22 protein-coding genes and 1 pseudogene are annotated in these 26,167 nt (G+C 60.4%); 12 read left to right on the top strand and 11 right to left on the bottom strand.

Going from position 1 to position 26,167, the window contains the following annotated elements:
• Positions 1–264 precede the first annotated feature (264 nt).
• Positions 265–1,218, top strand: coding sequence for a universal stress protein (locus ACSQ36_RS42565; RefSeq protein ID WP_436186892.1), 954 nt, complete (start codon positions 265–267; stop codon positions 1,216–1,218).
• 49 nt (positions 1,219–1,267) lie between these two features.
• On the opposite strand, the gene ACSQ36_RS42560 is transcribed toward ACSQ36_RS42565, so the two are convergent.
• Positions 1,268–2,278: a DHH family phosphoesterase gene (locus ACSQ36_RS42560; RefSeq protein ID WP_436186891.1), complete on the bottom strand. Its 1,011-nt coding sequence runs from the start codon at positions 2,276–2,278 to the stop codon at positions 1,268–1,270.
• Between the two features lie 99 nt (positions 2,279–2,377).
• Positions 2,378–4,120, bottom strand: coding sequence for a DNA polymerase/3'-5' exonuclease PolX (gene polX, locus ACSQ36_RS42555; RefSeq protein WP_436186890.1), 1,743 nt, complete (start codon positions 4,118–4,120; stop codon positions 2,378–2,380).
• 601 nt (positions 4,121–4,721) lie between these two features.
• Between polX and ACSQ36_RS42550 the strand changes: the two genes are divergently transcribed.
• From ACSQ36_RS42550 to ACSQ36_RS42535, 4 genes are all read left to right on the top strand, one after another.
• Positions 4,722–5,273, top strand: coding sequence for a lysylphosphatidylglycerol synthase transmembrane domain-containing protein (locus ACSQ36_RS42550; RefSeq protein ID WP_436186889.1), 552 nt, complete (start codon positions 4,722–4,724; stop codon positions 5,271–5,273).
• Positions 5,274–5,732: 459 nt separating this feature from the next.
• A complete protein-coding gene (locus tag ACSQ36_RS42545; protein WP_436186888.1) occupies positions 5,733–6,068 on the top strand; it encodes a c-type cytochrome in 336 nt (111 codons plus the stop codon).
• A gap of 165 nt (positions 6,069–6,233) precedes the next feature.
• Positions 6,234–6,674, top strand: a complete 441-nt coding sequence (locus ACSQ36_RS42540; protein WP_436186887.1) for a hypothetical protein — start codon at positions 6,234–6,236, stop codon at positions 6,672–6,674.
• Between the two features lie 480 nt (positions 6,675–7,154).
• Positions 7,155–7,424 carry a BON domain-containing protein gene (locus tag ACSQ36_RS42535; RefSeq protein ID WP_436186886.1) on the top strand — a complete coding sequence of 90 codons (270 nt, stop codon included), beginning with the start codon at positions 7,155–7,157 and terminating at the stop codon, positions 7,422–7,424.
• A 60-nt stretch (positions 7,425–7,484) separates the two neighbouring features.
• Here ACSQ36_RS42535 and ACSQ36_RS42530 read toward each other — a convergent pair whose 3' ends face one another.
• The 3 genes from ACSQ36_RS42530 to ACSQ36_RS42520 all read right to left on the bottom strand — a co-directional run bounded on the left by ACSQ36_RS42530 (position 7,485) and on the right by ACSQ36_RS42520 (position 11,490).
• On the bottom strand, positions 7,485–9,824 hold the full coding sequence (locus ACSQ36_RS42530) for a glycoside hydrolase family 65 protein (protein ID WP_436186885.1): 2,340 nt from the start codon (positions 9,822–9,824) through the stop codon (positions 7,485–7,487).
• A complete protein-coding gene (locus ACSQ36_RS42525) occupies positions 9,806–10,639 on the bottom strand; it encodes an HAD family hydrolase (protein WP_436186884.1) in 834 nt (277 codons plus the stop codon). The genes ACSQ36_RS42530 and ACSQ36_RS42525 overlap by 19 nt, the downstream gene beginning before the upstream one ends.
• A 158-nt stretch (positions 10,640–10,797) precedes the next feature.
• Positions 10,798–11,490, bottom strand: a complete 693-nt coding sequence (locus tag ACSQ36_RS42520) for a CBS domain-containing protein (protein ID WP_436186883.1) — start codon at positions 11,488–11,490, stop codon at positions 10,798–10,800.
• Positions 11,491–12,462: 972 nt separating this feature from the next.
• Between ACSQ36_RS42520 and ACSQ36_RS42515 the strand changes: the two genes are divergently transcribed.
• From ACSQ36_RS42515 to ACSQ36_RS42495, 5 genes are read left to right on the top strand one after another with little or no spacing between them, the layout of a single operon-like run.
• Entirely contained in the window at positions 12,463–13,164 is a 702-nt protein-coding gene (locus ACSQ36_RS42515; RefSeq protein WP_436186882.1) for a TetR/AcrR family transcriptional regulator, read from the top strand.
• Positions 13,161–14,120 carry an HlyD family secretion protein gene (locus tag ACSQ36_RS42510; protein ID WP_436186881.1) on the top strand — a complete coding sequence of 320 codons (960 nt, stop codon included), beginning with the start codon at positions 13,161–13,163 and terminating at the stop codon, positions 14,118–14,120. The genes ACSQ36_RS42515 and ACSQ36_RS42510 overlap by 4 nt, the downstream gene beginning before the upstream one ends.
• A complete protein-coding gene (locus tag ACSQ36_RS42505; RefSeq protein WP_436186880.1) occupies positions 14,117–15,061 on the top strand; it encodes an ABC transporter ATP-binding protein in 945 nt (314 codons plus the stop codon). The genes ACSQ36_RS42510 and ACSQ36_RS42505 overlap by 4 nt, the downstream gene beginning before the upstream one ends.
• Positions 15,058–16,200 carry an ABC transporter permease gene (locus ACSQ36_RS42500; RefSeq protein ID WP_436186879.1) on the top strand — a complete coding sequence of 381 codons (1,143 nt, stop codon included), beginning with the start codon at positions 15,058–15,060 and terminating at the stop codon, positions 16,198–16,200. Before ACSQ36_RS42505 ends, ACSQ36_RS42500 begins: the two co-directional genes overlap by 4 nt.
• A gap of 12 nt (positions 16,201–16,212) precedes the next feature.
• The gene (locus ACSQ36_RS42495; RefSeq protein WP_436186878.1) at positions 16,213–17,664 is read left to right on the top strand and encodes an efflux transporter outer membrane subunit; all 1,452 of its coding nucleotides are present in this window, start codon (positions 16,213–16,215) and stop codon (positions 17,662–17,664) included.
• A gap of 269 nt (positions 17,665–17,933) precedes the next feature.
• On the opposite strand, the gene ACSQ36_RS42490 is transcribed toward ACSQ36_RS42495, so the two are convergent.
• The 3 genes from ACSQ36_RS42490 to ACSQ36_RS42480 are packed head-to-tail and all read right to left on the bottom strand — an operon-like array spanning position 17,934 to position 21,691.
• Positions 17,934–18,620, bottom strand: a complete 687-nt coding sequence (locus ACSQ36_RS42490) for a VIT1/CCC1 transporter family protein (protein ID WP_436186877.1) — start codon at positions 18,618–18,620, stop codon at positions 17,934–17,936.
• Between the two features lie 7 nt (positions 18,621–18,627).
• The gene (locus ACSQ36_RS42485) at positions 18,628–19,947 is read right to left on the bottom strand and encodes an ABC transporter ATP-binding protein (protein WP_436186876.1); all 1,320 of its coding nucleotides are present in this window, start codon (positions 19,945–19,947) and stop codon (positions 18,628–18,630) included.
• Positions 19,948–19,957: 10 nt separating this feature from the next.
• Positions 19,958–21,691: an ABC transporter permease gene (locus tag ACSQ36_RS42480; RefSeq protein WP_436186875.1), complete on the bottom strand. Its 1,734-nt coding sequence runs from the start codon at positions 21,689–21,691 to the stop codon at positions 19,958–19,960.
• A 77-nt stretch (positions 21,692–21,768) separates the two neighbouring features.
• On the opposite strand from ACSQ36_RS42480, the pseudogene ACSQ36_RS42475 reads away from it, so the two are divergent.
• Positions 21,769–22,112: pseudogene (locus ACSQ36_RS42475) on the top strand (zinc-binding dehydrogenase); the annotation flags it as partial.
• Positions 22,113–22,188: 76 nt separating this feature from the next.
• Here ACSQ36_RS42475 and ACSQ36_RS42470 read toward each other — a convergent pair.
• The 3 genes from ACSQ36_RS42470 to ACSQ36_RS42460 all read right to left on the bottom strand — a co-directional run bounded on the left by ACSQ36_RS42470 (position 22,189) and on the right by ACSQ36_RS42460 (position 24,621).
• Complete coding sequence (locus ACSQ36_RS42470; RefSeq protein WP_436186874.1) at positions 22,189–22,359, bottom strand: hypothetical protein; 171 nt, start codon at positions 22,357–22,359, stop codon at positions 22,189–22,191.
• A gap of 154 nt (positions 22,360–22,513) precedes the next feature.
• Positions 22,514–23,020 (bottom strand): TPM domain-containing protein, encoded by a 507-nt coding sequence (locus ACSQ36_RS42465; protein ID WP_436186873.1) that lies wholly within the window; start codon positions 23,018–23,020, stop codon positions 22,514–22,516.
• 104 nt (positions 23,021–23,124) lie between these two features.
• Positions 23,125–24,621: a hypothetical protein gene (locus tag ACSQ36_RS42460; protein WP_436186516.1), complete on the bottom strand. Its 1,497-nt coding sequence runs from the start codon at positions 24,619–24,621 to the stop codon at positions 23,125–23,127.
• 294 nt (positions 24,622–24,915) lie between these two features.
• On the opposite strand from ACSQ36_RS42460, the gene ACSQ36_RS42455 reads away from it, so the two are divergent.
• Positions 24,916–26,115 carry a hypothetical protein gene (locus ACSQ36_RS42455; RefSeq protein WP_436186872.1) on the top strand — a complete coding sequence of 400 codons (1,200 nt, stop codon included), beginning with the start codon at positions 24,916–24,918 and terminating at the stop codon, positions 26,113–26,115.
• Positions 26,116–26,167: the final 52 nt, after the last annotated feature.

Genomic DNA, 26,167 nt, shown 5'->3' with positions numbered 1-26,167 from the left:
GTTCTGCTCGTCACTTACGCAGCACGTAGACACCACCGGGTTCGCGCTGAGCGTCGGTGGTGCCACTTGGGCGTGCGGTCGCGGCCAGGCATCCTGGCAGACACTGATGTCTGTCAGGCGCGTCGGATAGCGCGCGGTTCGTTTGACACAAATCAACCGGCACCCCCCTCCGGCGCCCATGATGGAACCAGATTCTTCGACAGTTGAGGGAAAAGGACCCTTAACTGTGGCGACCAACTGATCCTTTTGGAAAGAGGTGATCCGATGAGCAGTCTAGTAAACGCTACGCTGGGGCATCGTCCGTTCAATCGGCTATTGATCGCTGTGGCCGGTGGCACGGGGATGAGGTCGCTTGCGCGTTATGCAATGGGGTTCGCGGAGCCGGGCGCAGCCGTCAGGCTCGTGAGCATCGTTGGAAATCCGCGCGTGCTGTTTCCGACACTTCCGTTGAGCTATTCGGACTGGCACGACGCGCACGTCGAGTCGATTCGGGTGAACGAGGCAGCGCTAGCCGAAGCGAAGAAAGATATCGAAGGCCCCAACCTCGCACCGGAGACAGAACTTCTCGACCTCTCGGTTCATGGCAGTCGCGCCGCACAGGTGTTGGGCGAAGCGGTGCAGCAATGGGACGCGACATTGGTCGCCATCGCTGCGCATCCGCGCGCGACGGCAGGAGGCTGGGGCGAGCGCCTCGATCCAGAAGATGTGGCTGCGATGGTTGGGGTTCCAGTGCTGTATGTGCCATCAGAGAACCTGAAATCAGACGTGGCCGCGCCTTCCCGCGTCCTCGTCGCAGTTGACGGCAGTGAAACGGCAATGCGCGCGCTGTGCGCCGCGCTAGAAGCGGTGCCGCACGGGGCGATGTGGCGGGTCGTGTTTGTGGTGGATAGCGTGCTGCATATGCACGGTTGGCCAGATGATGTCTTGACCCGGGATGGCAGGCGAACCCTCGACCGCGCGGCAGCCTTCCTAAAAGCATACGGGCGAACGGGCGACACAGAGTTGATCGATACGTCCGCAGATGCGCGCGATGTACATGCAGCGATTGCACTCGACGCCGATCGCTGGGGGGCTCAGCTTTTGGTCATGGGGACGCGGGGCCGGCGAGCTGCGACTCGATGGTTGCTCGGGAGCGTCGCCGAGCGCACATTGCGCAGCGCATCACGCCCTGTGTTGGCGTGCCCGCCCGTCGATGTGGCTGTAGGCGGCGCTGAATAGGTGACTGGGTCGTGCGTACAAACCAGCCCACTGCGCTGCCCAAAAGCCCTCATTGCGTGGATGGTCGCGCAGTCTGAGTGGAGATGGTCTGAACCTGAGAACTGTTCACGAACGCTTCTTCAAATGCGAGAGTGAATTCCCTCAGACGATCATGTGGAAGCCGACCGATACCAGCCGCAGCCTCCCGCCCCCCACCACTTGCGAACCGTCTGCACAGGTCAACGGCACCGTAAGGGTTCGCCAGCGGCGCGCGCACGCTCACTGTGTAAATACCCTGAACGTCCTCGCTCAGGACGGCGTGGGCACGATCAGGAAAGCTCGTAGCCAGGAAGTTACCGAAAGCGCCACGCACCCTTCGTGCCCATGGCTCATTTGGCAACACATAGATTGCTCCGCATGCGAGAGCAGCATCGGGCCGCAGTCTCTGTGCCAACTCCATGTCCTGGCGTCGAGCGTCACGCAGCGCCTGCGTAATCGGCTCGTTTGTCACGAAAGTGAATGGGTCGGAATAACGGTGCAGCTTTTCGTAAAGCCTGGCAGGTGGGATTAACAGATCCGCCTCAGTGTCCCCATAGGCGTTGTAATTGATCGACTCTCCGAGTTCACGCAACTGTTCGACTTGCTCAGGTTGCAGCGTGCGGCTCTGAGCAAGCGTTCCGGCCGCATGCAAGAGGTTGTCGCCATAGGCGCCGACGATAGCCCAGAGCCTGTGTTGTCCTCCCAGATGACGGTCCACGAGCAGGCTCGTGCAAGTTTCTGGCGTCGTATCGATGTATGGCCTCAGGTTGGGATGTGCAGGAATTGCTCCGGAAAAGTGATGATCAAAGTATTCAACTTTGACTCCGTGCTGGAGCAACGCAAGCAATGCTGTCCGATTGACGTCCAGGGAGATGTCCAGCACTGTCACGGATATGTCGGAGCTGACCGGAACGCGGGCGAGCAGTTCGACGTCGCGCTTGACACCTGTGATCAGCGAAGACCTCAATGGTTTTTCCAATCGCAACTGATGCAATGCGCAGATTCCGTCGGCATCGCCATTGAACACATCGAAATGTTTCATGCCCTGTCACCGTACTATGAATGGAGCTTCGTCAGTTCGTACAGGTCGATGAGCAGCAGGCTGGGGAAACAGCTCAGGCACGGCGGCATCCACCTGTGTTCATGTCGGTTCCGCGGCACAGAGCGTGCGCGCGAGTAGCGGGCGCAACTCTGCAAGCGATCTCGTATTGAGTACGTCGGCTTTCTCCAGCCAGCCACGACGGGCCTGCCCGATTCCGTAACGCAGGTTTCCGAATTCCAAGCGACTGTGAGCATCCGAATTGATCGAGACCAGAACCCCTTCTGCCTTGGCCATCTGGCAGTGAGTATCAAGCAGATCGAGCCGTTCAGGATGCCCGTTCAGTTCTAGGTAGCAACCACGGGTACGCGCCTTGCGGATGACCTGCTGCAGGTCGATGTCGTACGGCTCCCGCTCACCCATCAGGCGCCCGGTGGGATGAGCAAGAATGCTGAAATACGGATGGTCCATCGCGCGCAATACACGCTCGGTTTGCCTCGCACGAGATAAATCAAAGTGGCTATGAATCGCGCCCACCACAATGTCCAGACGGGCAAGGATGGAATCCGGCAGGTCGAGACTGCCGTCTTCGAGTATGTCGACTTCGATGCCCTTGAGCAGCGTAATGCCTTCCAGCTGCGCATTTAGCCGGTCGATCTCATCAATCTGCTTCGCGAGGCGTACCGTGTCCAATCCATGCGCCATCGCAAGCTGCTGCGAGTGCTCGGTAATCGCGAGATAACTCAATCCGCTTTGACGCGCAGCCAGTGCCATGTCACGCAGGCTATCGTGGCCGTCTGTTGCTTTCGTATGGGCATGCAGATCGCCGCGCAGGTCACCCAGTTCAATCAAGGTCGGCAGATGTCCTGTATGCGCCGCCTCCACTTCACCGCGATCTTCGCGCAATTCCGGTGGGACCCACACGAGCCCGACAGATTGATAGACGGATTCTTCCGTCTCTCCGGCGATGCGCTGGGCGCCCCTGAACACACCGTACTCGTTCATCTTGAGCCCCCGCGCCTGAGCCATGCGCCGCAAGGCAATGTTGTGCGCTTTTGATCCCGTGAAATAGACCAGCGCCGCACCAATGCTTTCCGGTGCAACGACACGCAGATCGACCTGCATGCCACAACGCAGAACCACGCTCGACCGGGTCTCGCCACTGGCAAGGACCGTCTTCACCTCATCATAGTGTGTGAAGCGCCGTGTCGCCTCGGCGCTGTCACGTGCCGCGACAAGGACATCGAGATCGCCGACGGTATCCCGCATGCGACGAAAACTGCCTGCGGCGAGCACCGCTTCCACACCTGGCACGGCTCGCAGGTATTCAAGCAGAGGCTCGGCGTACTGCTCGGCCACAGCCAGCCTGAAGCGTCGTGATTTGTTCAGACGCGCTTCGATGCTCTCGATGATGTGCTCTTCGGTCTTTTCGCCAAAACCCGGCAGCAGACGGATCCGCCCCTGCCTTGCCGCGTGATCGAGTTCTTCCAGCGTCTGTATATCGAGTGCCTCGTGCAGCGCACGAACCCGCTTCGGACCAAGCCCCGGAATCTGCAGCAACTCCGTGACCGCGGGAGGCAACGCTTTGCGCAAACGCTGAAGCAGCGTGCACGTCCCACTGGCGGCGATCTCCTGGATCTTTGCCGCAAGATCGTCACCGATGCCGGGAATGCCTTTCAGGTCTTCGCCCTGCGAGATCATGGTTTGCACACTGCGTCCGAGTTCGCCCACGGAGCGTGCCGCATTGCGGTACGCACGCACGCGGAACGGATTCTCGCCCTGGATCTCGAGCAGATCCGCGATTTCAGTGAATGCGGCCCCGATGTCTGCGTTGTGGACCGGCATGTTTCCTCGGATAATTGGTAGTACTTTCGCGGGCGAGTGATGTGCACTGCCAGCCGGTCCCAACCGGTCCGGTGACAGCGCCCCGATTCACTCTATTCCGCGACTCATCCTCCACATTGACATGGGTCAACCCACTCGCTCCCCGGCTATCACGGTTATCGAAGGAACGCCGCGCTCTCGATGCCCTGCATAACTCGACGCAGGCGCGCGCCACGCGGGAGTTTCTCGAAACGGACGAGTGAGTGTCTGGCTTTGCGCATGCAACCGACGCGGCTCACGACTGGAGCGGTGGCGGCAACAGCCGCTGCAGCGAGCCGCCACGGCGAAATTCTTCCTTCAGGATGGTGGCGTCCAACCCCAACCCCAACTACAATGTTCAAGTCGGCGCCAACGACCAGGCAATACCGAGAGCATCGGCAGCCTTTTCCTGTCTCGCTACAGGTCATACAAGCCCACTCCGCAAACTCACACCGTCCACGCGTCCCAAAACCTTGAGAGCAAGGTCCTACCGCAGGAGGGAAGGCCCCTTCCTTCTACCGAGACAGGGATTGTCAGGATCGCGCCGGGTCTGCTCGGCAAAGCGTCACGGCTGCGATCGTTGATGTTTTGGGTGGTGGGCCTGCTGGGTTTTTTCGCGGTCATTCTCGTCACACTGCATCTCGGTTCGCTCGAAAAGCTGCTCCAGCTTGTGCGATCGGCACATCCTGCGTGGCTACTCGTGGCGCTCCTCGTGCAGGCGGGAACCTACGTCAGTGCAGCTTTCGTGTGGCGTCAGGCCTTGCATCGCGCGGGACATCCACTGCCGCTGCGGACTCTCGTTCCGCTTGGCGTCGCCAAGGTCTTCACCGACCAGGTACTGCCCAGCGGCGGCATCAGCGGCACGATGTTGGTGGTACTTGGTCTGATCAGACGACACGTTCCCCCGGAGATCGCGATGGCAGCGATGCTGATCGGCCTCGTGTCTTACGATATTGCCTACCTGATCGTCGTGCTCGCCAGCGCCGGCATGCTCGGGCTGCAGCATCGGCTAAACCTGCCGCTAGTGATCGGGATCACTATTTTCGTGGTCGTGACGGTAGCAGTCCCCGCAGCTGTCCTGGGGCTGAAGAAATGGGGCAAACGCCGGCCGATCGCGTGGGTTAGCCCTGTATGATGGACGCCATATAGGAATGCAGATTATCGGCAGCATCCGGAAACGTTGTTCGGTAAAGAAAAAGGACCGGTAGACATCGCTGTCCGGCTGCCTGGCGAGAAGTAAAGAGCTAGCTCGCATCGCGCGAACTTCGGCGCACTCCGGTGCCGCCATGTCGGCCACGATTGATCTGTCGATCGGATGTTGAAGGTCGCTTCAAGGCGTTCGCGAAGGTATGCACCGCACGCAAAAAGCGGGCTTCACACTTCCGTCCATGCTCCAACTCGCGGCGCACCAACCGTCATAGGTCGACACTCAAGCGTCGGGCAATTTCGGGGTAGGTAGAGCAACCGCTTCGACGCAAAACGGGCGTGGCCAAACGAAATGTCACTTGACCTGGATCAAGGCAGCAGACCTCTGCGCACGTACGCTGTGCCGAGAACGTGGCTTTCTTGGAGTGTCATCCTGAATCGGCCAAACATGAGGCATCTGTTCCGCGTGCTCGGCACCGCCACAACGCTACTCGGTGGCGTTGGCTGCGCGTTCGCCGAGGGCGAACCCACGGCGCTCTTAGACCAGCAACGCTGCATGTTTTGCCACACCGTCGATACACCGTTTCGCGCCCCCTCCTTTCAACAGATCGCCGCACGTTATCGCCGCGTGCCAGATGCCAGCGCCATGCTCGAAGGCAAGCTACGGCTGGGCGGCCGGGCGCACTGGGGAGACATGGCGATGCCATCAGCCGCTGGACGCGGCGGCGGTCTTCTCTCGCGCGACGATGCACATGTTCTCGTTCAGTGGGTACTTCGCCAGTGATGAAATGCCCGCTGGCTCGTCGGCTGAAGCAAGCGATACACATCGCGGCCCGCTTCCGCCTGCCAAACGGCAGGTCGACAATCACGCATGCGTGAGTAATCTGGAGGGTATGGCGACTCTCAGCGCCATGACTGGACACCAGGATATTTTCGGAGCAAGCGTTATATGACTCAGATTCGAATTCGTGTATTGGTCGGCGTGTTGGTTGCGCTCATGACGCTTACATATACCTTGAGCACCAGACCCGCGATGGCAGAACAGGAGCGCGTCGACCGGAACACGGCCGACGTGCCGGCGCCCAGTATTTCGAACGGTCAAGCATCTGCCGCTGGCGTTCCGACACCTGCGCAGCGACCGGTGACGCCGGCTCCGACCGACCCCTTCGTGCAACGGCGAAATGCCAATGCCCAGGCGGCCGCCGAATATCGTGCGTCGAAGAAGGCATCTAAACAGCAGATGCATGCGAGCGTCGAGGAAGCGAAGGCCCGATACAAGGAAGAAGTCGCCAACGCGAAGATCAACCGCAAGGCCGACAAGGACGCTGCTATGAACGAGTTGAAGTCGACAGAACTCGAGCGCCAAAGGGACAACGAAGTGCGGCAATGACCCTTGCGCAGCCGTTCACGAGCCGTGAACGTGGGTGCTTCGACGACGAACCGCCGTCCTGATTTGGTGCCGCCTCATTCAACATGGAGAGAGTTCCATGCGTTTTCGACTATAAGTCATGCATTATTAGTGCCACGGCACGCGAGGCCGGCGGCCCATTTTTCCCGGTCGCCGCCCGTTGCCACTTGCGGCCCGAAGAAGTATCGAGCGACTATCGCAAGTATTTGTCCGAGGACGTGGAATCGTTCCGCACGCCCAACGAGGCCGTGGTCTGCGCGCTTAACTGGGCGATCGGGCCGATTGATGAGAACTGCCCTTCTGATGTCCTCGCTGGCTCCCACCAGTCGGTCCGAGGCAGCAAATTGCAATGCAGGGCCAGATTGACAGACAGCAAGTCGCAAGTTCTGCCATAGCAAAATCAGGGCGGAAAGAGCGGCTCAGCGTGTAAAAGGAGTAAAGGCGGTCGTCATCGGACTCGACGTGCGGATTCCGGACAGCGACAAGCGGGCCGACGAGGAGATCGCGTCGGCTGCTCGCTCAGTCCTTAGATGGATTGCCGGTTTGACAGAGGGAGCGGTTAGGATCGAAGTTGAGAAGGGCCGCGTAACGCTATCGGGCGAAGTGGCCTCAGGTTATCAGCGGAACGTGGCGGCAAGCAACGTAGCTCGTCTGCGCGGAGTCGCGTTGGTCGTTAACGGTCGAGTTCGATATAGCACATCTCCTCAGTGTCTTTTCCGCGTCGAACTGTGATCGAGAACTCCGCTATAGAGCTGGATGATATGCGGAAAGCCACCATCGCTGACGTAGCGATCATCCATTCGATTCGCCCGGCGACATGCTGGTCCTCGAAATTGTTGCAATTCGAAGCGTCTCCAGCGAAGTTAGATCAAAGACCTTCCCGCTTACCGCAAGCTTCATCGGTTCTCCCGTTTCCAGCGTCGCTTCGAGGCTTTGCATAGCAGGCACGAGCTTGATCTTTAGACGCCTGTTACGCCATTGCACGCTAAAGGCAAGGCACTGCCATGAAGCTGGCAAGTTTGGATTGAGCGCGAGGTGGTCACCCCCAAGCGATAGCCCGGCAAAGCCAAATACCGCCATCATCCATAACCCGCCCAGACTCGCAATATGTACGCCACCGTCCATAGTTGGGTGGCTATCGTCGAGATCAATCGCCGATGTGTTATGAAAAAAATCCAACGCGGCTTCAGTGTTACCCAGCCGGGCAGCGACAATCCCGTGCATGGCGAAGCTCAACGAGCTCCCATGCCCGCAGCGCGGCGTGTAGTAGTCAAAGTTTCGCATCGCTGAGTCGCCGGGAAACTCGTCAGGTAGCAGTGCCAGCAGGGCTACGACATCAGCTTGCTTAACCACCTGGGATCGTTGCGTTCGCTCACGCCCCAGCACCACGTCGATCGGCACCGAACGACCCGCATAGTTACCGAGATCGATGTCCTCGAGTGCAAAAAACCCCGCAAATTGCTCGAAGAGCCCGGTCCGGGGATCAAATCCGGTCGTTATTCTTTCGGCAACGCTATGCCATTGCTTCAGTTCGTTGTCGTTCAGGACAAGGGAGGCTGACAAGCTCACCCAGCGTTGCGGCCAACGTGTGCGCAACAATGCGGCCACCTCGAGCGCACGCCGGATATTCCAGCGCGCCATGCCATTGGTGAAGGCGTTGTCGTCAATTGATTCATGATATTCGTCGGGACCAATAACGCCGCGTATGTGATAGTGTCCGTCCCCCTCAAGTTGTGCCCGGCACGACCAGAAACGGGCGGTCTCGAACAGGATCTCGGCTCCGGCTTCGCGCAGGAAGACATCATCGTCTGTCGCCTCCCAGTATTGCCAGACAGCGTAGGCGACGTCCGCGCTGATATGTTGCTCTTGCTTGCCGCAGCGAACGTCGACAAGCTTGCGATCCGGTGCGATCACCCGGGAAGGACACGCCTCTTCGCCGGTATCAGCCGACTCCCAGGCATACAGGGCACCCTTCCAGCCCATTGCAGTCGCCTTCGCGCGAGCTCCATCCAGCGTGTGGAAGCGGTACATGAGAAGCGCCCTCGCCGCTTTGGGCCAGGTCAGAATGTAGAACGGGAGCAGGTAAATTTCGGTGTCCCAGAATACATGCCCATGATAATCGGTGCCGGTGAGCGCCCTAGCTGCGATCGAGACGCGCTCGTCTGCCGGATTGGCGGCGCCGTTTAGATGATAGAGCGCAAACCGCAATGCCCGCTGTGCGGCCGGATCGCCTTGCACCTCGACGTCGCTATCGTGCCAGCGGCTCGTCCAGGCGGCCTCATGCGCGGCCACCACGCCAGACCAACCGAGTTTCTGCGCAGCGTCGAGCGAGATCTGCGCATCGCGGCCGGACTTGGCGTCTTCAACATCGCTGCGCGTCACAGCTACCGAACGCGCTAGACAAATCGTCTGTCCGGGCTGTGACCTCCAACTCCAGGACCAACGCAACGGCCCGCATTCCGTCGGCACGACATCCTGATCGTCAATCCGCAGCGACAATGCAGCAGCGATTGCCACACATTTGCCAGAAGAACTCGTGCGCCATACGCCGAAACCCTGTTCGACGTGCTCCGACAGCAGGCCCATGCCAACGCTGTCCACGGCAGCCTCAAGCGTGACCTCGATACCAGCTTGCTCTATCTCAAACTGGACGAGTTGAAGGCCGATTGACCGCTCGGCAAGCGAGGTGAGGTGCAGACTCCGTAATCGGACGCTGATGCCCTCTGTGTTCGAAAGATGGTCTACAGCGACCACCGCGCCCCGTCGCATATCCAGGATCCGCTGCTGCGATTTCTCGTCACCCTCTGCGTGTACCAGGGGCTCCTTCCCGAGGAGGATCCGGGTTTGAAGCCAGTTGGGAATCGCCACCAGGCGCGGTATGGCGTCCTCCTCCTCGAGCGCGTCGAAAAGCCCGGCCACCATCGTATGGGACACAGCAACCCAACGGCCTCCGCGATGAATTGCACGCGCGCCGCGCACGCCGAGAAAGCCATTGCTGATTGCGAATCGCGATGCCCGACTGGCTGCACGTAGTGGGTCGTAGCCGGCCTCGGAGATGATCCAGTCTGGGTCGGTGCTTGGCGTCAACGCTCGGTCCAGAATCCCCCGCCCGTTCACGGCGATCTCCGGCACAGGCGCCCGCGCGCGAGTTCATTGATGTCGATCTCATCGAGGCTAGTCACAACCAGATTCGCCCCGGCCGCCCAAAGCAGCGCAGCGTCACCCAGCCGCGCGATCCCCAACGCTACCATTCCGCCTGCACGGGCGGCTTCAATACCCGCCGGCGAATCCTCGGCCACAAAACATTGTGCGGGCGCGGCACGTAGTTCCGCGACAGCACGCAGGAAGATCTCAGGGTTTGGCTTACCGTGCCTCAGATCGACACCGCAGACATTGGCGCTAAAGACATCAAACAGGCTGTGATCAGGATCCACGGAAATGCGCCGCATCATGTCGTTGGCGTTCTTCGACGATGAGGCGACGGCGAGCGACCAACCTAATCCTCTAAGGGCCAGGACGAAACGCAGCGCGTCGGGAAAAGGGTTCACAGACCCTGCGCCGATCAGTTCCTCCAGTCGCGTCTGCTTACGCTCTGCGTACGCCGCGGCCTGTTTCTCAGCATTGGGTACGCCCAACGCCTGTAGGGCGGCCAGTGCGCCGCTGAGTCGCGGTTTGCCCGCGACCTCAGACTGATACATCGCCGTGGTAAAGCGTGCTTGGTCGCCAAAGTCATGGAACGCCTCTCGCCAGGCGCGCTCGTGAGGCGAAGCGAGCAGAACGCCGTCCACATCGAAAATGGCGGCCGACAGGACCTGCGAGACCTTGGATGCTGATGCTGGCGGTTCGCGGCGGTCGATGGCCGGAAGATTTTGAGCGTTCAGGGCGGACGGTCCTGGAGCGCCCGACTTGAAGGCGCGCATTGAGCCCGTACGTCCAATTGATCGCATGTCATGCTCCGGGAAATCATTTCGGTCGAAGTAGCTTGGGACCGGCAGCACGGCTTCGTGCAAGGTGGCGCGACGCCACATCAACCCGATCGGTACGCGGATCAGGGTGAATTACGGAAGGCCGTGCAGACCCTTTATTCCCCTTCCTCCTGCGAACCTTAAAACCCTGAAATGACCACCGGGTATTCCTCAGTGTGATCATCAACGCGCTTGACCCCAGGAGTCGCTTCCGCCGCAACACGCACTGCCTCCACCGCCTCCCTTGAGCGAAACGTGCCCCACAGGTGGACAACGCCGTTGCTAACGACAATGTTGCGGCCCGCAAAAGCCCAACTGTGACCGGTTAGTTCGCCCATCAGCATCGCGCGGATCTCGTGGTCTGTAGGCGCCTCATTCAACACATCCTCCTCCGATGAACTGGCCAACGCCTGGATGAGATTGGCTCGGCTGACAATACCCACAAGTTGCCCGGCCCGTATAACAGGAAGCCGCTTAATTCGTCGTGTTTCCAGTAAGTTAGCAACCTCACTTAAAGAGGTCGCCTCATCAACCGAGATCACATCTGAGGTCATAACGTCGCTAACCCTCAGGCCATGAGACTTCACATAGTCCTCTGCATCACGGTCCGACGAAAACAGATCAAGCCACCAAGAGCGTGTGGGCTTCTCGGTATCGACCTCTGTCCGGTGAATCAGGTCGCCTTCGGTGATCATCCCGACGATTTTTCCAGTTGCATCGATAACCGGTGCCCCACTGATTCCCTGTTCCAAAAGCAATCTGGCAACTTCACGCACGGCCATTTCCGGCTTTACCGTTATGACGGCCGTGGTCATTACATCCGATGCGCGCATGCTAGCCTCCTCAATTGGTCTTTCGTACGCTTTTACGCTGACTAGAATAGGTGACGATTTCGCGACGACCAGTTTGTCCTCCGGTCGGGCTTTTACAAACGGTCCGGGTTGCTTCCCAAACTCTCTAGAACCGTCGTTCGTGTCCGTGCTGCAGACGCGCCAGCACTTGACGTCTGAAGGACGATAGCCGAGCCGTTTGCCCAAATTTCAGACTATGCGATGACAGACCCGGGGCCATTGATGTGGGTCAATGTTGTCGCCGGGCCTGTTTGCCAACAAGTATTGGGTTGCTCTGTCGCATCACAGCGATCGCTTGGGTCTTTTGCATCATGGCAGCCGTTTGTCTGGGTGAGCGATCCAGTCTCGACTGCCCATATGACGCTTTCCTGACAGCAGCGGTGATGTCGGGGCTTTCGTTGACCTATATCAAGTGCGTATCGATTTACCTGCGCCAGCATCCACTGAACTGCCTATTACATCAGCAGCATGCGCGGCTATCAGGCGTCACCTCCTGCTTACTTCCGCTTCTTTTGCCGCCTTCGATGGGCTCCGGTGTTCGATTTCGTACAGACCTGAACATGGTATTTGTCGACGTCAACTGCGGCGTGCGCGCTATGACCCCAGCGATTAATATCGCGTTCCGACACAAAGACGGCGATCCCTGCCGACGAGCGTAGTTGTCGTTTCCACCGAGACACGGAAGGCGAGATCGAACAGCAGGCTACCAACCCAAGTCGGTGCGATCAGATTGCCGCTCACGGCGCTAAATAGTCCATCACCTGTTTCGAGCGCCTGGCGCGGATTGAAGCGCAGTCATTTCTTCAACTCACGCATAAAGACGAGATCGGCCATCTGTGCGCCGTTGCCTGCAATTCCCGAGACAGATACGGCAACGCATCCGTCAGAGACATCCAGATAGCATAGGGCGCACCCGATCTTGAATTTAACTAACTCATCAATTACTGTGAAGCAATGAACGCAAAACACACGCCCACGAAGCCACTCGGCCGCCGCCCAGCGGTCGAAGACTTCGACGTGCGAGAACATCTGCTCGATACGGCAACGCGGCTCTTTGCCGAACGCGGCATTGCCGCCACCACCGTCGCGCAGATCGCGGCTGCGGCAGATGTCACGTCAGCGCTAGTCCATTACTACTTCACTAATCGGGAACGGTTGCTCGATGCGGTGGTCGAGGAGCGGCTTGCCTTGGCAGCGGAGTTCGTCTGGCAGCCCGCGGCGGAAGACACCGCCGGCGATCCGTTCGCGATTGCTCAGGAATTCGTCGCGCGCCTGTTCGATGTGACGGAGCGCATGCCGTGGTTGCCGCCGTTGTGGCTGCGGGAAATCGTCAACGAGGGCGGCCTGCTGCGCGAACGGATGCTGCGGCGCATTCCATTCCATAACATCAAGCGCTTTGGCGCTCGGGTCGCGCAAGCTCAGCAGGATGGCACCGTCAACAGTGAACTCGAAGCGCAGATGCTGTTCAACTCAATACTCGCGCTGGTGATGTTGCCACTCGCTACCGCGAAGATCTGGCAAAGCGTGCGGGGTCTGCCCGTGATCGAGCGCGACGCGTTGCGCCGGCATGTGAGCGCGCTGTTGATCGGCGGCATGCAGCCGCTACCCCGTGCGGCGCAGCCAAAGCGCCGCGTTGCTTCACGGAGCAAGTCATGACCCGACGTTTGCGCGCCTGCGTATGTATGCTGTTCGTTGTACTGACGCTGTCCGCCTGCTCGCATCACGACGACAACACGTATCAAGGGTACGTGGAGGGCGAGTTCGTGTATCTCGGTTCGTCGCAGTCCGGCACGCTGACGCAACTGTCGGTCGCGCGCGGACAAACCGTCGCGGCAAGCGAGCCTGTCTTCGCACTCGAATCCGTCAATGAAGCCGCCGCGCTCCAGCAAGCCCAGCAGCAACTCGCCGCGGCACGCGCGCAACTAGCGGACATCCAGACCGGCAAGCGCCGTCCCGAGGTGAATGCCACCCGGGCTCAGCTGGCGCAAGCCGTCGCCAATGCCCGCAAGGCCGCGCTGCAACTGACGCGCGACGACGCGCAGTTCCGCGTGGGCGGCATCGCGAAGGCGCAGCTCGACAACTCGCGCGCCGACGCCGACGCCACCGCGGCGCAGGTCCACGAGCTGACCAGCCAGGTTGAGGTCGCGCTACTGCCAGGCAGAACGCAGCAACTGTCCACACAGAGTGCGCAGGTCGCCGCGGCGCAGGCAGTCGTCGCACAGGCGCAATGGAAGCTCGACCAGAAGCGCGTCGGTGCGCCCGCAGAAGGACTCGTGTACGACACGCTATATCGCGTCGGCGAGTGGGTCCAGGCCGGCAATCCGGTCGTGCAGATGCTGCCGCCACAGAATGTGAAGGTGCGGTTCTTCGTGCCGGAGACGGTGGTCGGCAAGCTCGCGCTTGGCCGTGCGTTGACGATCCACTGCGATGGCTGTGCGGCGGACGTTGCCGCGAAGATCACTTACCTGTCGAGCGAGGCCGAATACACGCCGCCCGTGATCTACAGCAACGAGAATCGCGCGAAGCTGGTGTTCATGGTTGAAGCCCATCCGTCTACCGCCGACGCAGTCAAGCTGCATCCTGGCCAACCTGTCGCGGTCACGCTGCAATGAACTCGCCCGCGCCGCAATACGCGATCGACGCGCAGAAGCTCAACAAGCGCTTCGGCGACAAGCATGTCGTCATCGATGTGTCATTGCAGGTTGCGCGTGGCGAGATCTTCGGCTTTCTCGGGCCGAACGGCAGCGGCAAAACGACCTCCATCCGCCTGATGTGTGGCCTGCTGACGCCGGACTCGGGCACCGGTACATGCCTGGGCTACGACATCGTGCGCGAGAGCGCGCAGATCAAGCGCAACGTCGGCTACATGACGCAGCGCTTTTCCTATTGGGACGACCTGACGATCCGCGAGAACCTCGACTTCGTTGCACGCATCTATCAGATGCCGAACCGGCGCGAGGCGGTCGACCGCGCGCTCGAATCGCTAGGACTGCAAAGCCGCGCGAACCAGTTGACGGGCGCGCTATCCGGCGGCTGGAAGCAGCGCCTCGCGCTCGCCGCGTGCATGCTGCATGAGCCGCAATTGCTGTTGCTCGACGAACCGACCGCAGGCGTCGATCCCGCCGCGCGCCGCGACTTCTGGGAAGAACTGCATCGGCTCGCCGCGCGCGGCATTTCGGTTCTCGTCAGCACGCATTACATGGATGAAGCCGAGCGTTGCCACAAGCTGGCGTACATCGCCTACGGCAAACTGCTCGCGCAAGGCACGGCGAAACAGATCATCGAATCGCAAAACCTCGCCACGTGGGCCATCTACGGCGAGCACATGAGCCGACTGACGGAGCAATTGCGCAAGACACCCGGCGTCGATCAGACCGTCGTATTCGGTTCAGCGTTGCATGTAAGCGGCAGCGACCACGCTGCGCTCGAGTCCGCGGTCAAACAGGCCACGGAAGGTACAGCGTTACGCGCCGAGCGCATCGAAACCGGGCTCGAAGACGTCTTCATTTCCCTGATGACCCATTCGACCGACAACTACGGAGCGCCATCGTGACCACGCGCGTCCTGTTCTCGCTGACGCGCTGGTGGGCCGTCGTGCTGAAGGAATTCCGCCAGTTGCGGCGCGACCGCGTCACGTTTGCGATGATCGTCGGCGTGCCGATCATCCAGCTCACACTATTCGGCTTCGCGATCAACACCAACCCGAAGCATCTGCCGACCGCCGTCATCATGGGCGACGAGAGCCCTTTCTCACGCAGCTTCGTCGCGGGTATGAAGAACTCCGACTATTTCGACATCGTCGAAACCTTGCCCAACGAAGAAGCCGGCCGCCGCGCGCTGGCCCAGGGTCGTGTGCAGTTTGTGCTGAGCGTACCGGAAGACTTTTCGCGGCGTCTGCTGCGTGGTGAACATCCGTCTCTGCTGGTCGAAGCAGACGCCACCGACCCGACCGCAACCAGCACCGCCGTCGCAGCCCTGCCCGGCCTCGTGCAGCCGGTCGCGGACAAGGACATTGTCGGACCGCTCGCGCACCTGAACGGCAGCCCCGCCGCCTTCGACGTGCAGGTCCACCAGCTGTACAACCCGGAAGCCATCACGCAATACAATGTGGTGCCGGGCCTCATGGGCGTGATCCTGACGATGACGATGGTGATGATGACCGGCCTCGCGATCACCCGCGAACGCGAGCGCGGCACGATGGAAAACCTGCTCGCCACCCCTGTGCTGCCGATCGAAGTGATGACCGGCAAGATCGTGCCTTACGTGATGATCGGACTGATTCAGGCGACGATCATTCTTACTGCGGCACGCTTTGTGTTCCATGTACCGTTCCTCGGCAATGTCATTGCGATCTATCTGGCCGCGCTGCTGTTTATCGCTGCAAATCTGACGGTCGGTATTACGCTGTCGTCGCTGGCGCAGAACCAGCTGCAGGCGATGCAGTTGACGATCTTCTATTTTCTGCCGAACCTGCTGCTGTCAGGCTTCATATTTCCGTTCGCGGGCATGCCAGCGTGGGCGCGCTTCATTGGTAGTCTGCTGCCGCTCACGTATTTCAACCGGCTGATTCGCGGCATCCTGCTCAAAGGGAACGGCTGGGTGGATCTGTGGCCGTCGGTATGGCCGGTGGCGCTGTTCACTGTCGTCGTGATGGGCATTGCGCTGCGCTTCTATCGGCGCACGCTTGACTAGGGGGGCGGGTCGATGAAACCGCTCGTTCTCGTTGCCGTCGCTGCGCTATCTGGTTGCGCGGTTGGACCAGATTTTCAGGTACCTGCGGCGCCAGATACGCGGACCTATACGCGCGAGGCACAGCCCACCGCGACGGTAGCCGCAAACGGTGCTGCAGGGGCGTCGCAAGCGTTCAACGCTGCCCGGCACGCCACGGCGATGTGGTGGACACAGTTTCAATCCGACGCGCTCAATCGTGTGGTCGAGCAGGCCTTGCGGCAGAGCCCGACGCTCGCGCAAGCCCGCGCGAAACTCATCGAGGCGCGCGAAAACTACAACGCGCAATTTGGCGCTAGCGAATTCCCCAGCGTCGACGCCAACCTATCCGGTGTGCGGCAGCAAATCGATATCGCGCAGTTCGGCATTCCGAATGTGCGTAATCCGGGGCCGTTCACGCTGTATAACGCATCGGTAAGCGTATCGTATGCGCTCGATTTCTTCGGCAGCAATCGCCGGGCCCTGGAAGCGCTGATGGCGCAAGTCGACTATCAGGCGTTCGAATTCGAAGCGGCGCGGCTCTCGCTCGCGGGCAATGTGGTCTCGACTGCGGTTCGGCGTGCATCGCTGCAGCAACAGATCGCGCTGACGCAAAGCCTCGCCGACACCCAGGCACAGCAACTTTCGATCATGGAAGGACGCTATGTAGCAGGCAGTGTCTCGCAGCTCGATGTGCGCAGCCAGCGCACGCTGCTCGCGCAAACCCGTGCGTCGTTGCCGCCGCTCGCGACGCAACTCGCGCAAGCCGATCATCAGCTTGCGATCCTGCTTGGCGTTGCGCCGTCTAAGGCGGATTTCGGCGAAATCACCCTCGATTCGCTGCATCTGCCGGAGACGTTGCCTCTTACCCTTCCGTCGACGCTCGCGCGCGAGCGGCCTGATATCCGTGCGTCGGAGGCGCTGCTGCATCAGGCAAGCGCAAATGTCGGCGTGGCGACGGCGAACCTGTATCCGCAGTTTGCGCTATCGGCGGGGATCGGCTCGGAGCGCACCAGTATTCAAGACGTGGTGAGCGGGCTGAACATCTGGAATGTCGGCCTGAATCTGACACAACCGATCTTCCACGGCGGCGAATTGCGCGCGAAGAAGCGTTCGGCGCAAGCGGCTTACGATGTAGCGCTCGCCGACTATCAGCAGACGGTGCTGCAGGCGCTGCAACAGGTGGCGGATACGTTGACAGCGCTCCAGAACGACGCGCATGAACTGCAGGCGCGTGATGATGCCGCGCAGCAGGCGCAGGCGAGCCTCGACATCGCGCACGCGCAGTATTCGGCGGGCGGGGTCAGCCAGTTTGGTTTGCTCGATACGCAGCGGCAGGCGTTGCAATCCGCGCTCGACCGCACCCGTGCGCAGGCCGATCGGTTCGCAGATACGGCGGCGCTGTTTCAAGCGCTGGGTGGGGTGTGGCAGGTTTCGGCGGCGCAGTAGGGGCGCCGTACTCAAGCCGTCGCCAGCGCAAGCCATGCCCTGCCGTTGATACGCCGCACCGGCACCGACGGTCGTGATGGCTGAACTGACGCCCGCACTGATCTTGAACTTCAGGCTTTGCGTGACACGAGCCGACGGAGCCACCGCCACGGCCTGATAGGAGTACCGGAGAATTCCAAATGCCGCGCCACGATATTCCGACTCACCCTGATCTCCGAGGCTTGAATACAGCCACTGAGGCGAATCCGGACTGGGAATCGGAGTTTCCGTCAGGCGCCCCCACCGAACCATGTCCCGACTAAGCCTGCGACGCCCATCGCGATCGCGCCCCACGCGAGCATCCGCAACATCCCGGGAATGATGCGTGCGCCGCCAGCGTGTGCCGCCAGAGCGCCTACCACAGCCAGGAAGACAAGCGAAACAGTGGCAACGACAGGTATGAGCGTGGCTCCCGGTGCAACCAATGCGCTCAGCAGCGGTACGATACCGCCGCTGGCAAAACTCACGGCGGATGTCGTTGCCGCAATAATCGGCCGCGCCGTCATTGCGTCCGATATGCCAATATCGTCGCGCGCGTGGGCCGCAAGCGCGTCGAAAGCCATCAATTGCTCGGCGACCCTAGTCGCGAGCGCCGGCTCGAGGCCACGACGAACGTAGATACCCGCCAGTTCAGCCTGCTCCAGAGGGTACTCGTTTTCTAGTGCGAGTTTCTCCACTGCGAGGTCGGCGCGTTCAATGTCAGCTTGTGAGCTGACGGAGACATATTCTCCGGCAGCCATTGACAGCATCCCCGCTACCAATCCTGCCACTCCGGAGACCAGGATACCGTGCGGCTGTGTCTGTGCCGCGGCCACGCCGACCATGAGACCTGACATCGATAACACACCGTCGTTGGCGCCAAGAACAGCAGCGCGTAGCCAGCCCGCACGATGCGTACGATGAATATGGTGGGCCATGGTTCGACTATTCCTTCGCTTCATCGCGCCCAAACGTTCGCGTCCGGTCGTCATAGGTAAAGAGCTCTGCGTATCGCCCCCAGTCGATCGCCGTTCGCAGCGTATTCTCCGCTTCGTTACGGTTCAGATGATCCTGAAGTTCCAGCTCGAAGCGCTCTCGGGGCGCGCGGTGCTCCTCGCGTTCATCGAGTACCTGGTGGATATGAGTGACCAGAGGCACAAAGCGGAGCAGGTGCTCTTTGAAGAGGCGCTTACGTTCATCCATGTCGCTCTGGGCGAAAACTCGACCGGCTGTGGTGAGCTTGATCGCTCCGTCCTTGATATCAGCGAACTCGAGAATCTGGAGAGCCACTGCGATGGGGAAAACGTCGCTGCTCTTAAGGCCAAGAGGTGTGGCGATCTTCGCCAGCTCCGCCTGTCCTTCATAAGATGGTGAAGTCAGGTTCTCGATGAACCCGGCGATACGATTGATCGAGACGTTCGGCAGATGCAGCGCCAATCCCCCGTGGATCTGAGTTTGCCTGTCGATCGCTTCGCTCATGCGCGAAGTCAGAATCGAATAGATCTCGTTCACGATGGCGAGAAACGACGCATCGAGCCGATTGCGCGGCTGCGGCAAGGGAACCTGGATCTCGGCCGCAATGTGGCCGGGATTCGCCCCAAGGACGAGAATCCGGTCACACATCATGACTGCCTCCTCTATGTTATGTGTCACCATCAGCACGGCTTTGGTAGAGAGTTGATGTTCGACCCAAAGATCGAGGAAATCCGTTCGCAAGGTTTCGGCCGTCAGCACGTCCAGCGCCGAAAAGGGCTCGTCCATCAGAAGCAGAGTCGGCTCGCTGACAATTGCCCGGGCAAAGCCGACGCGCTGACGCATGCCGCCTGAGAGCTCGCGCGGAAAGGCGGACTGGAAGCCATCGAGCCCGATGAGATCGATGGCCGACATCGCGCGGCGGCGCACTTGGTCCAACGCTAGCCCAAGAGCGTCGAGGCCGAACTCCACGTTCTCGAGGACGGTGAGCCACGGATAAAGCGCGAATGTCTGGAACACGACGGCGATACCCTCCGATGGGCCGGTCAATCGCGCTCCCCGATAGAGCACCTGCCCCGAGGTCGGTTTGATCAGTCCGCCGGCGATGCGCAGCAGGGTCGATTTCCCCGACCCCGAGCGTCCAAGCAGCCCAAGGATCTCCCCCTCCCGCAATGCCAGGTCGATATTCTCGAGCACGGGCAAGGGCTCGCCGGACGGCTTGGCAAAGGCCATGCAGACCTTGTCGAACGCAATGGTCGGCACGTGTATTGTCGCGGTCGCGATTCTGTCCATGATGTCTTTCTCAATCGAGCCGTGTGCGGCGTTCCGCAAAGGCGTAAAGCGGCCGCCACAACAGCCTGTTGGTGAGGATAACGAGCACCGACATCATCGCGATACCGAGTCCGATACGGCGAAAATCGCCTGCGTCGGTCATCTGCGCGACATAGGCGCCAAGCCCGCCCGCGCTGAGCTTGGTCGGCCCCCAGCTAACCACCTCGGCGACGATGCTCGCATTCCATGCACCTCCGGATGCGGTGATCGCGCCTGTCACGTAATAAGGGAAGATGCCTGGAAGCATGACGTCGCGCCACCAGCGCCAGGGCCGCACCCTGAAGCTGGTGGCCGCTTCCCGCAAATCGCTCGGAAATGCACTGGCACCCGCGATGACGTTAAACAGGATGTACCACTGGGTCCCCAGAATCATGAGCGGAACGAGCCAGATCCTGGGCGCGAGACCGAAGCGCACGATGAAATAAACGAACACGGGAAACAGAAGGTTGGCTGGAAAGGCGGCAAGGAACTGCGCAACTGGCTGGACCCGTGCCGTCAACCTGGGCCGTAAGCCGACGGCAACGCCGATCGGCACCCAGACGAGGGACGCGAAAAAAACGAGGAATGCAACGCGTACCAGCGTAAGCCCCCCGTTGGTCGCGACAACCCAGACATCGCTCCACGAAAGTGCGCCCCCGGCAAGCCTTGCGAGGCGCCACGCGGCGTAGGCGACGGCGGCGAGGATGGGAGCCATCCAGAGGACATCAGCAAGGCGGTACAGGGGCGCCCCGCCTCTGATACGAACATGGACCGGCGGGACTAACCGGGCGCGTGCCGCCTTGTGCAAGCCCATTCCAATTGGTTCGCTCAGGCGCGCAGTGATTTTCGAGCGACGAAACAGATCGAGAACCCAGCTTCTCGGCGCGGTTTGCGCAACTGTATCCTCGAGGCGGAACTTGTCGGCCCAGGCAACCATTGGCCGGAACAGCAACTGATCGTAAAGCACGATGGCGATCGTCATCGCGAGGATCGCCCAGCCTACCGCACCCAGGCTGCGTTGCTGTATCGCCGTCGCGACGTACGATCCGACACCCGGAAGCTCGATCTGGAGAGTGCCAACCGAGATGGCTTCTGCGGCAACGACGAAGAACCATCCTCCCGACATAGACATCATCATGTTCCAGATGAGACCCGGCATGGCGAAGGGAACATCCAGGCGCCAGAAGCGTTGCCAGCCGGACAAACGGAAGCTGCGGCTCGCTTCGTCGAGACTGATCGGAATCGTCTTGAGTGATTGATAGAAACTGAACGCCATGTTCCAGGCTTGGCTGGTGAAAATGGCGAAAATGGCAGCGAGTTCCGGACCAAGCACATTGCCAGGAAACAGCGAGACAAAGAAGACTACGGTAAAGGACAGGTAGCCGAGAATAGGCACCGATTGCAGCACGTCCAGCAGCGGGATCAGGACCATTTCGGCCCGGCGGCTCTTTGCCGCCAGCGTGGCATACGTGAAAGTGAAGATCAACGAAGCGCCAAGCGCGGCCAGCATCCGCGTGATCGTCCTTAGCGTATAGAGTGGCAGTGCTGCGGGAGCCAGCGAGATGCCCGATTGATGAGAGATCACAAGCGGCCCCACCATCTGCCGGGCACCCACGCCTAGCAGGATCACCATGCCCAACACCAGCAGCACCGCAGCAAGATCCTGCCAGCTCGGACTGTGCTGGTGCCATGTTCCTCCTCGCAGAACTTCGGCGTGGTGCTCCACAGCGTTACCCCGTTGAATATGTCCCTGGGTATCGTGTCCGAATTCGGAGCGGCCCGTTTGACCTGTATCAACGGGGACTGCGTCAGGAAATCGGCGGAGCCCATGGCGTGCTCGTCACCGCCGTATCGCGCCGCGCCTTCGCTCCAGCGCTCGGTATGATCCGGCGCGGCGGTACCGTCGTGCTCAACGGCTTGCCCCGGGCAACTTTCCGCTGCCGTTCTTTTCAACGGCGCTCAATGGCATCACCGTGCGTGGATCGATCGTCGGGACGCGACGGGATTTGCAGAAGTCCCTTGAACTTGCAGCCGAAGGTGGGATACGCGCGCGCATTCACACTGAGCGCCCGGCAAACATCAGCAGCGTGTTCGCCAATCTGAAGAACGACAAGATCGACGACCGCGCGGTGCTGACACTCGACTGACGGATAGTCTGCTGACTGATTCAGAAAACGCGGCGGCAAGACCTACCTGCGGCCGTGGCCCCAACTTACTGCTTCCTTATTTTTTCAATGAGGCAAGCAATGCTTGTTCAAGTGACAAGAGCCTCGCATTCGTCAGTTCGGCATGAAGCTTCATTGCTCGAATCAAGGCCTGGACGTTTATGTCGTCGCTTTTCGACGCGAGATCATCAAATTCAGAAAGTATCTTGCTAACAGTATTGGTGCTCATGGCTACTCCTTGTTGGGTCGGTAAAGGACTTTCAGATCAACTTCGTTCCTCTGTGAGGAACGTTACATTCAGCGTCGCGGTGGCTTGGGCTACGCGCGATCCCCTTAACACCTTGCACGAGCGCCAAAATCGTCCCGCGCGAGTGGGTAAGTGCTCAAAGCACGGCCGGCTTGCTCGGCAATTCGTCGAGATTTTCCTGCTGAGGCGGAAAATGTCTTTTCAGCAACGCCGTTACCTGCTCGATGCCCCGCAATATTCCGGTCTGATATTTGCCGAGCGCGAAGTCGGCCTCCATCTGCCGGCAGATGGCCTCCCACTCGGGGGGCTTCACCCTGGCATGCACCCCGCGGTCGGCAACAATCTCCACATCGTGATCGGCGAGCACCAGATAGATGAGTACCCCATTGTTGTGTTCCGTATCCCAGACTCGCAATTCGGAAAAGACGTCGATAGCACGTGCTCTCGCCGACATTCCGTCCAATAAGGCCGCGATATGCAGCGCGCCTTCAACAGCAACCCGGATCTGACCGATGTGCGCGCGATGGCTTTCCTGGATGGCGTTTTCAGTTGCGCGCAGCGTGTCAGGTGGAAAGGCCCGATCCACGTGCCAGCGAGTCACGAACAAATGTCTGATGACACGTTTGAGGTCGGCGTGGTTCAAAACCCGTGTTTTTTGCGTTACACAGACGAGCTGACTCGTCCTGCGTTTTCAGGCAGACGTAATATGGAATACGAATCAATTTGAGGTTTTTCGACCTCAGGCGATCAACTTTGCCGAGGCTGAAGCGGACCGAGTCCGAGTAGTGTCAGCCAGTGCGGATGGTCCTGGCCGGTCATCGCTTCACGCGGACTTTTGCCGATCCGCTCGCTGCACCGGCTGCGCATGAAGCGACGGTGATTGAAGAAGAACTGCAGCAGGCCCAGCCAGGCGCGGCTACCGTTCAGATGGCGCCGCAGCGTCAGGCAGTTGCGCAGCCGGGAGTTGAGGTTTTCAACCAGCGAGCTGCTGCGTGGCGTGCTCTGCATGGCTTGCGAGACCGCGGTCCAGACCCCGTAGAACTTGCGCCCCATAGCGGCATGCAGCCGGTTCCAGCCTTGCCAGAAGGCAGCCGAGGTGTCGGGCTTGCGATGCAGCATGCACGTTGCGCGGACCAGATAGTCCGGTACTGCCGCCGTGCGCGCGATAGCGGCCAGCTTGTCATCGAGCACGCCGACGAAGGCGAGCAGGTCGTCGCGCTGGTTCTGCAGGGCGACGCGCATCGTGCCGATGCGTGATGGATCTTCAGGCTCACGTTGATGAAGTTCATCGACGATGAAGTCGAACAGCTCCTGACGGGCGGCCCGCTCAGGACCCGCCAGCGACAGAATGTCACGTTCGAGCCACTGGGCGAGGGTGCGCAGGTCGTCCGCCCGCTCAGACGAGCGCGCTTCAAGCTGACGAAGCGCGACCAGCTCAGCCACGAGCAGGTGATCCTGGCAGCGCCGGCGCGGGTTGGCGAGCCGGGCTTCGAGTGCTTCGCGTTGCGAGCGTACGCCGCTGGCGATGCGTGCCCAGATGTTGACGAGGGTTTCGAACTGCTGACAGATGTGGAACACGTCGCCATGACACGGAGTGCCGGGCCAGGCGAGTTTCTGGCCGGCGCGCAGACCCGTGCCGGCGTCGGCAATCGTGTAACCGGGATTCAGTCCGCGCGCCTTCAGGTCGAGCAGATGGACGGCCCAGGTGTCGGCGTCGCGATGGTCTTCGGCGGCCAGCAGATAGCAATAGGTCGAGGCGGCGTCGATGCCGACGAGCACGGGCTGCGAGCCCTGAAAAAGCTCATCGTGCAGTCCCACCCGGATCGCCGACAGCTCAACGCTGTCTCTGATGACGATGGCGTGCTGCGCCGCCCGTTGGTGGATATTGTGCACGGTGCCCAGACTGATGGACACGCCCAGCAGATCAGTCATGAACTCCATGACGCCGCGCATCGAGGCGTGAGCAACCATCGTCAGCGCCAGGGTGACCTGCTCCAGCCATCGTTTGGTGACCGGCAGCGAGAACAGCACCTTGTCTTGGCCGTTGTCGCTCTGCGCCGGCGAAAAGAGCTCGTCAAGCGCGGCGCGGGCCTTGTCCATCTGCCGGTAGACCAACGGACGACTCACGCCGTGCCGGGCGGCCAGCGCACTGATCGGTTCAGCGCCCGCCAAAGCCCGAACGGCCATCACCTTACGGTCGTCGGTAGTCAGTTTTATGGAGGCTGCGCAAACGGATAAATTCATGGCGACGTGGCGTTGAAAATGGGGTCGCATTATCCCGCATTATTCTTCGCTCCCTCGCATGTGTAACGCAGCTTTGAACCTCGCCCGAGATTTGAGGTGTGGTGGCTGCAATCGAGGTCGATGTACTGCCGCGGAGTCTCGGCCGGTCACGCAATGCGAATCTAACTGATGCCGAGAGCCACGTGGGCCGATGCCTGGCCCGTTGATTGAACAAGTTCGTGCCTAAAACCAGACTTGACATGGTTTGAAGTTCGATCCGCCTGTCCAGCCCTGAACGCGTTTACGAAATAAGTCATGAGCGAATATCAATACTACGAGTTTGCCGCGGTTGACCAACTACTGACGGAGCAAGCTCAATCCGAATTGAGAAGCCGTTCCACACGAGCGACGATCACGGCATCGTGCTTTATCAACGAATATCACTGGGGCAATCTGAAGGGTGAACCGCTTGACTGGGTCGAGCGGTTTTTCGACGCTCATGTCTATTCCTCGAGTTGGGGAAATTGCCGCCTGCTGCTCCGTATCCCACGGGACGTCATCGACGTGAAGCTCATACTCGACTGCGTAGGTTCCCCGACTCTCTCGGCGAATGCTTCCATGCCGACGGCTTTTGAGGTAAATCGAACCGCTCAGCACTCGATTCTTGACTGGTCGTTCAACGACGATTCCGGCGAACACGCCAGATTTTATGAACAGGCAGACGGTCCGGGTTGGATGGCAAGGCTGTTGCCTTTGCGCGATGAACTACTAAGAGGCGACACACGCCCCCTGTACCTCGGCTGGCTCGCCCGGCTAGTCAATGGCGAACTCCGCGACAGCGACCGTGAACCCCCGTTGCCGAACGGGCTGCAAACACTGACGCCTGCGCAGGCGTCATTGGCAGAGTTCATGATGCTCGATCCAGACTGGCTCGCAGCAGCAGCCGAAACCAGCCCGCCTCTATTGGCCGACGTCGCCGACGACGCGCGCTTCGAGCCATGGTTGCTTGGACTCACCGCAGCGGAAATGCGTGATGCTTTGCGCCAACTGCTTCGTGGGAACGCTCAGGAAACCGAACGTGGTTTGCGCACTCGGTTTCTAAACTGGGATCGCACTCGTAACCCCGGCGGGGCCGAGCCAGTGGCGCGTCGGACGGTTGCTGAAATAGACGCTCGACGCGATGCTGCCCGCGCACTTCGACTACGTCGCGAACGGGCAGCAAATGACGCTGCAGAGGTGCGCCATATTGCCGAACGGCGCCGCTACCTGGATTCGCTGATCGAGCACGAAAGCGCGACATGGGAGCGTATCGACACCACACTACAGCGCGGGTCCGGCCACGCATACGGTCAGGCGTTTCAACTTCTTCAGGATCTTGCAGAGGCCTACGCATGCGTCAAGAACGACGCGGCATTTCGCAGAGGCCTCGTTCGTTTGATGGCGAAACACGGGAACCGTGGAGCGTGGGTGAAGCGCCTAATGAACGGCGGCTTCATGTGGACGCCGAAAACGTAAGCCGGAATGTCACCGTAAAAGGAGCCGGCAAACGGTCCGCGCTGATAAAATC

The organism is Caballeronia sp. LjRoot34 (genome assembly GCF_964253815.1).
Classification (GTDB): domain Bacteria; phylum Pseudomonadota; class Gammaproteobacteria; order Burkholderiales; family Burkholderiaceae; genus Caballeronia.
The sequence above is the reverse complement of the archived record's forward strand: the minus strand, read 5'-3'. Positions and strand labels throughout refer to the sequence as shown.

What these genes read in the sequence shown, in the direction of transcription:
- ACSQ36_RS42495 (WP_436186878.1), top strand. Translation starts at nt 16,213, where the DNA reads ATGAAACCGCTCGTTCTCGTTGCCGTCGCTGCGCTATCTGGTTGCGCG.
- ACSQ36_RS42545 (WP_436186888.1), top strand. Translation starts at nt 5,733, where the DNA reads ATGAGGCATCTGTTCCGCGTGCTCGGCACCGCCACAACGCTACTCGGT.
- ACSQ36_RS42510 (WP_436186881.1), top strand. Translation starts at nt 13,161, where the DNA reads ATGACCCGACGTTTGCGCGCCTGCGTATGTATGCTGTTCGTTGTACTG.
- ACSQ36_RS42540 (WP_436186887.1), top strand. Translation starts at nt 6,234, where the DNA reads ATGACTCAGATTCGAATTCGTGTATTGGTCGGCGTGTTGGTTGCGCTC.
- polX (WP_436186890.1), bottom strand. Translation starts at nt 4,120, where the DNA reads ATGCCGGTCCACAACGCAGACATCGGGGCCGCATTCACTGAAATCGCG.
- ACSQ36_RS42505 (WP_436186880.1), top strand. Translation starts at nt 14,117, where the DNA reads ATGAACTCGCCCGCGCCGCAATACGCGATCGACGCGCAGAAGCTCAAC.
- ACSQ36_RS42520 (WP_436186883.1), bottom strand. Translation starts at nt 11,490, where the DNA reads ATGCGCGCATCGGATGTAATGACCACGGCCGTCATAACGGTAAAGCCG.
- ACSQ36_RS42525 (WP_436186884.1), bottom strand. Translation starts at nt 10,639, where the DNA reads ATGCGATCAATTGGACGTACGGGCTCAATGCGCGCCTTCAAGTCGGGC.
- ACSQ36_RS42455 (WP_436186872.1), top strand. Translation starts at nt 24,916, where the DNA reads ATGAGCGAATATCAATACTACGAGTTTGCCGCGGTTGACCAACTACTG.
- ACSQ36_RS42490 (WP_436186877.1), bottom strand. Translation starts at nt 18,620, where the DNA reads ATGGCCCACCATATTCATCGTACGCATCGTGCGGGCTGGCTACGCGCT.
- ACSQ36_RS42560 (WP_436186891.1), bottom strand. Translation starts at nt 2,278, where the DNA reads ATGAAACATTTCGATGTGTTCAATGGCGATGCCGACGGAATCTGCGCA.
- ACSQ36_RS42485 (WP_436186876.1), bottom strand. Translation starts at nt 19,947, where the DNA reads ATGGACAGAATCGCGACCGCGACAATACACGTGCCGACCATTGCGTTC.
- ACSQ36_RS42460 (WP_436186516.1), bottom strand. Translation starts at nt 24,621, where the DNA reads ATGAATTTATCCGTTTGCGCAGCCTCCATAAAACTGACTACCGACGAC.
- ACSQ36_RS42515 (WP_436186882.1), top strand. Translation starts at nt 12,463, where the DNA reads ATGAACGCAAAACACACGCCCACGAAGCCACTCGGCCGCCGCCCAGCG.
- ACSQ36_RS42550 (WP_436186889.1), top strand. Translation starts at nt 4,722, where the DNA reads ATGTTTTGGGTGGTGGGCCTGCTGGGTTTTTTCGCGGTCATTCTCGTC.
- ACSQ36_RS42565 (WP_436186892.1), top strand. Translation starts at nt 265, where the DNA reads ATGAGCAGTCTAGTAAACGCTACGCTGGGGCATCGTCCGTTCAATCGG.
- ACSQ36_RS42470 (WP_436186874.1), bottom strand. Translation starts at nt 22,359, where the DNA reads ATGAGCACCAATACTGTTAGCAAGATACTTTCTGAATTTGATGATCTC.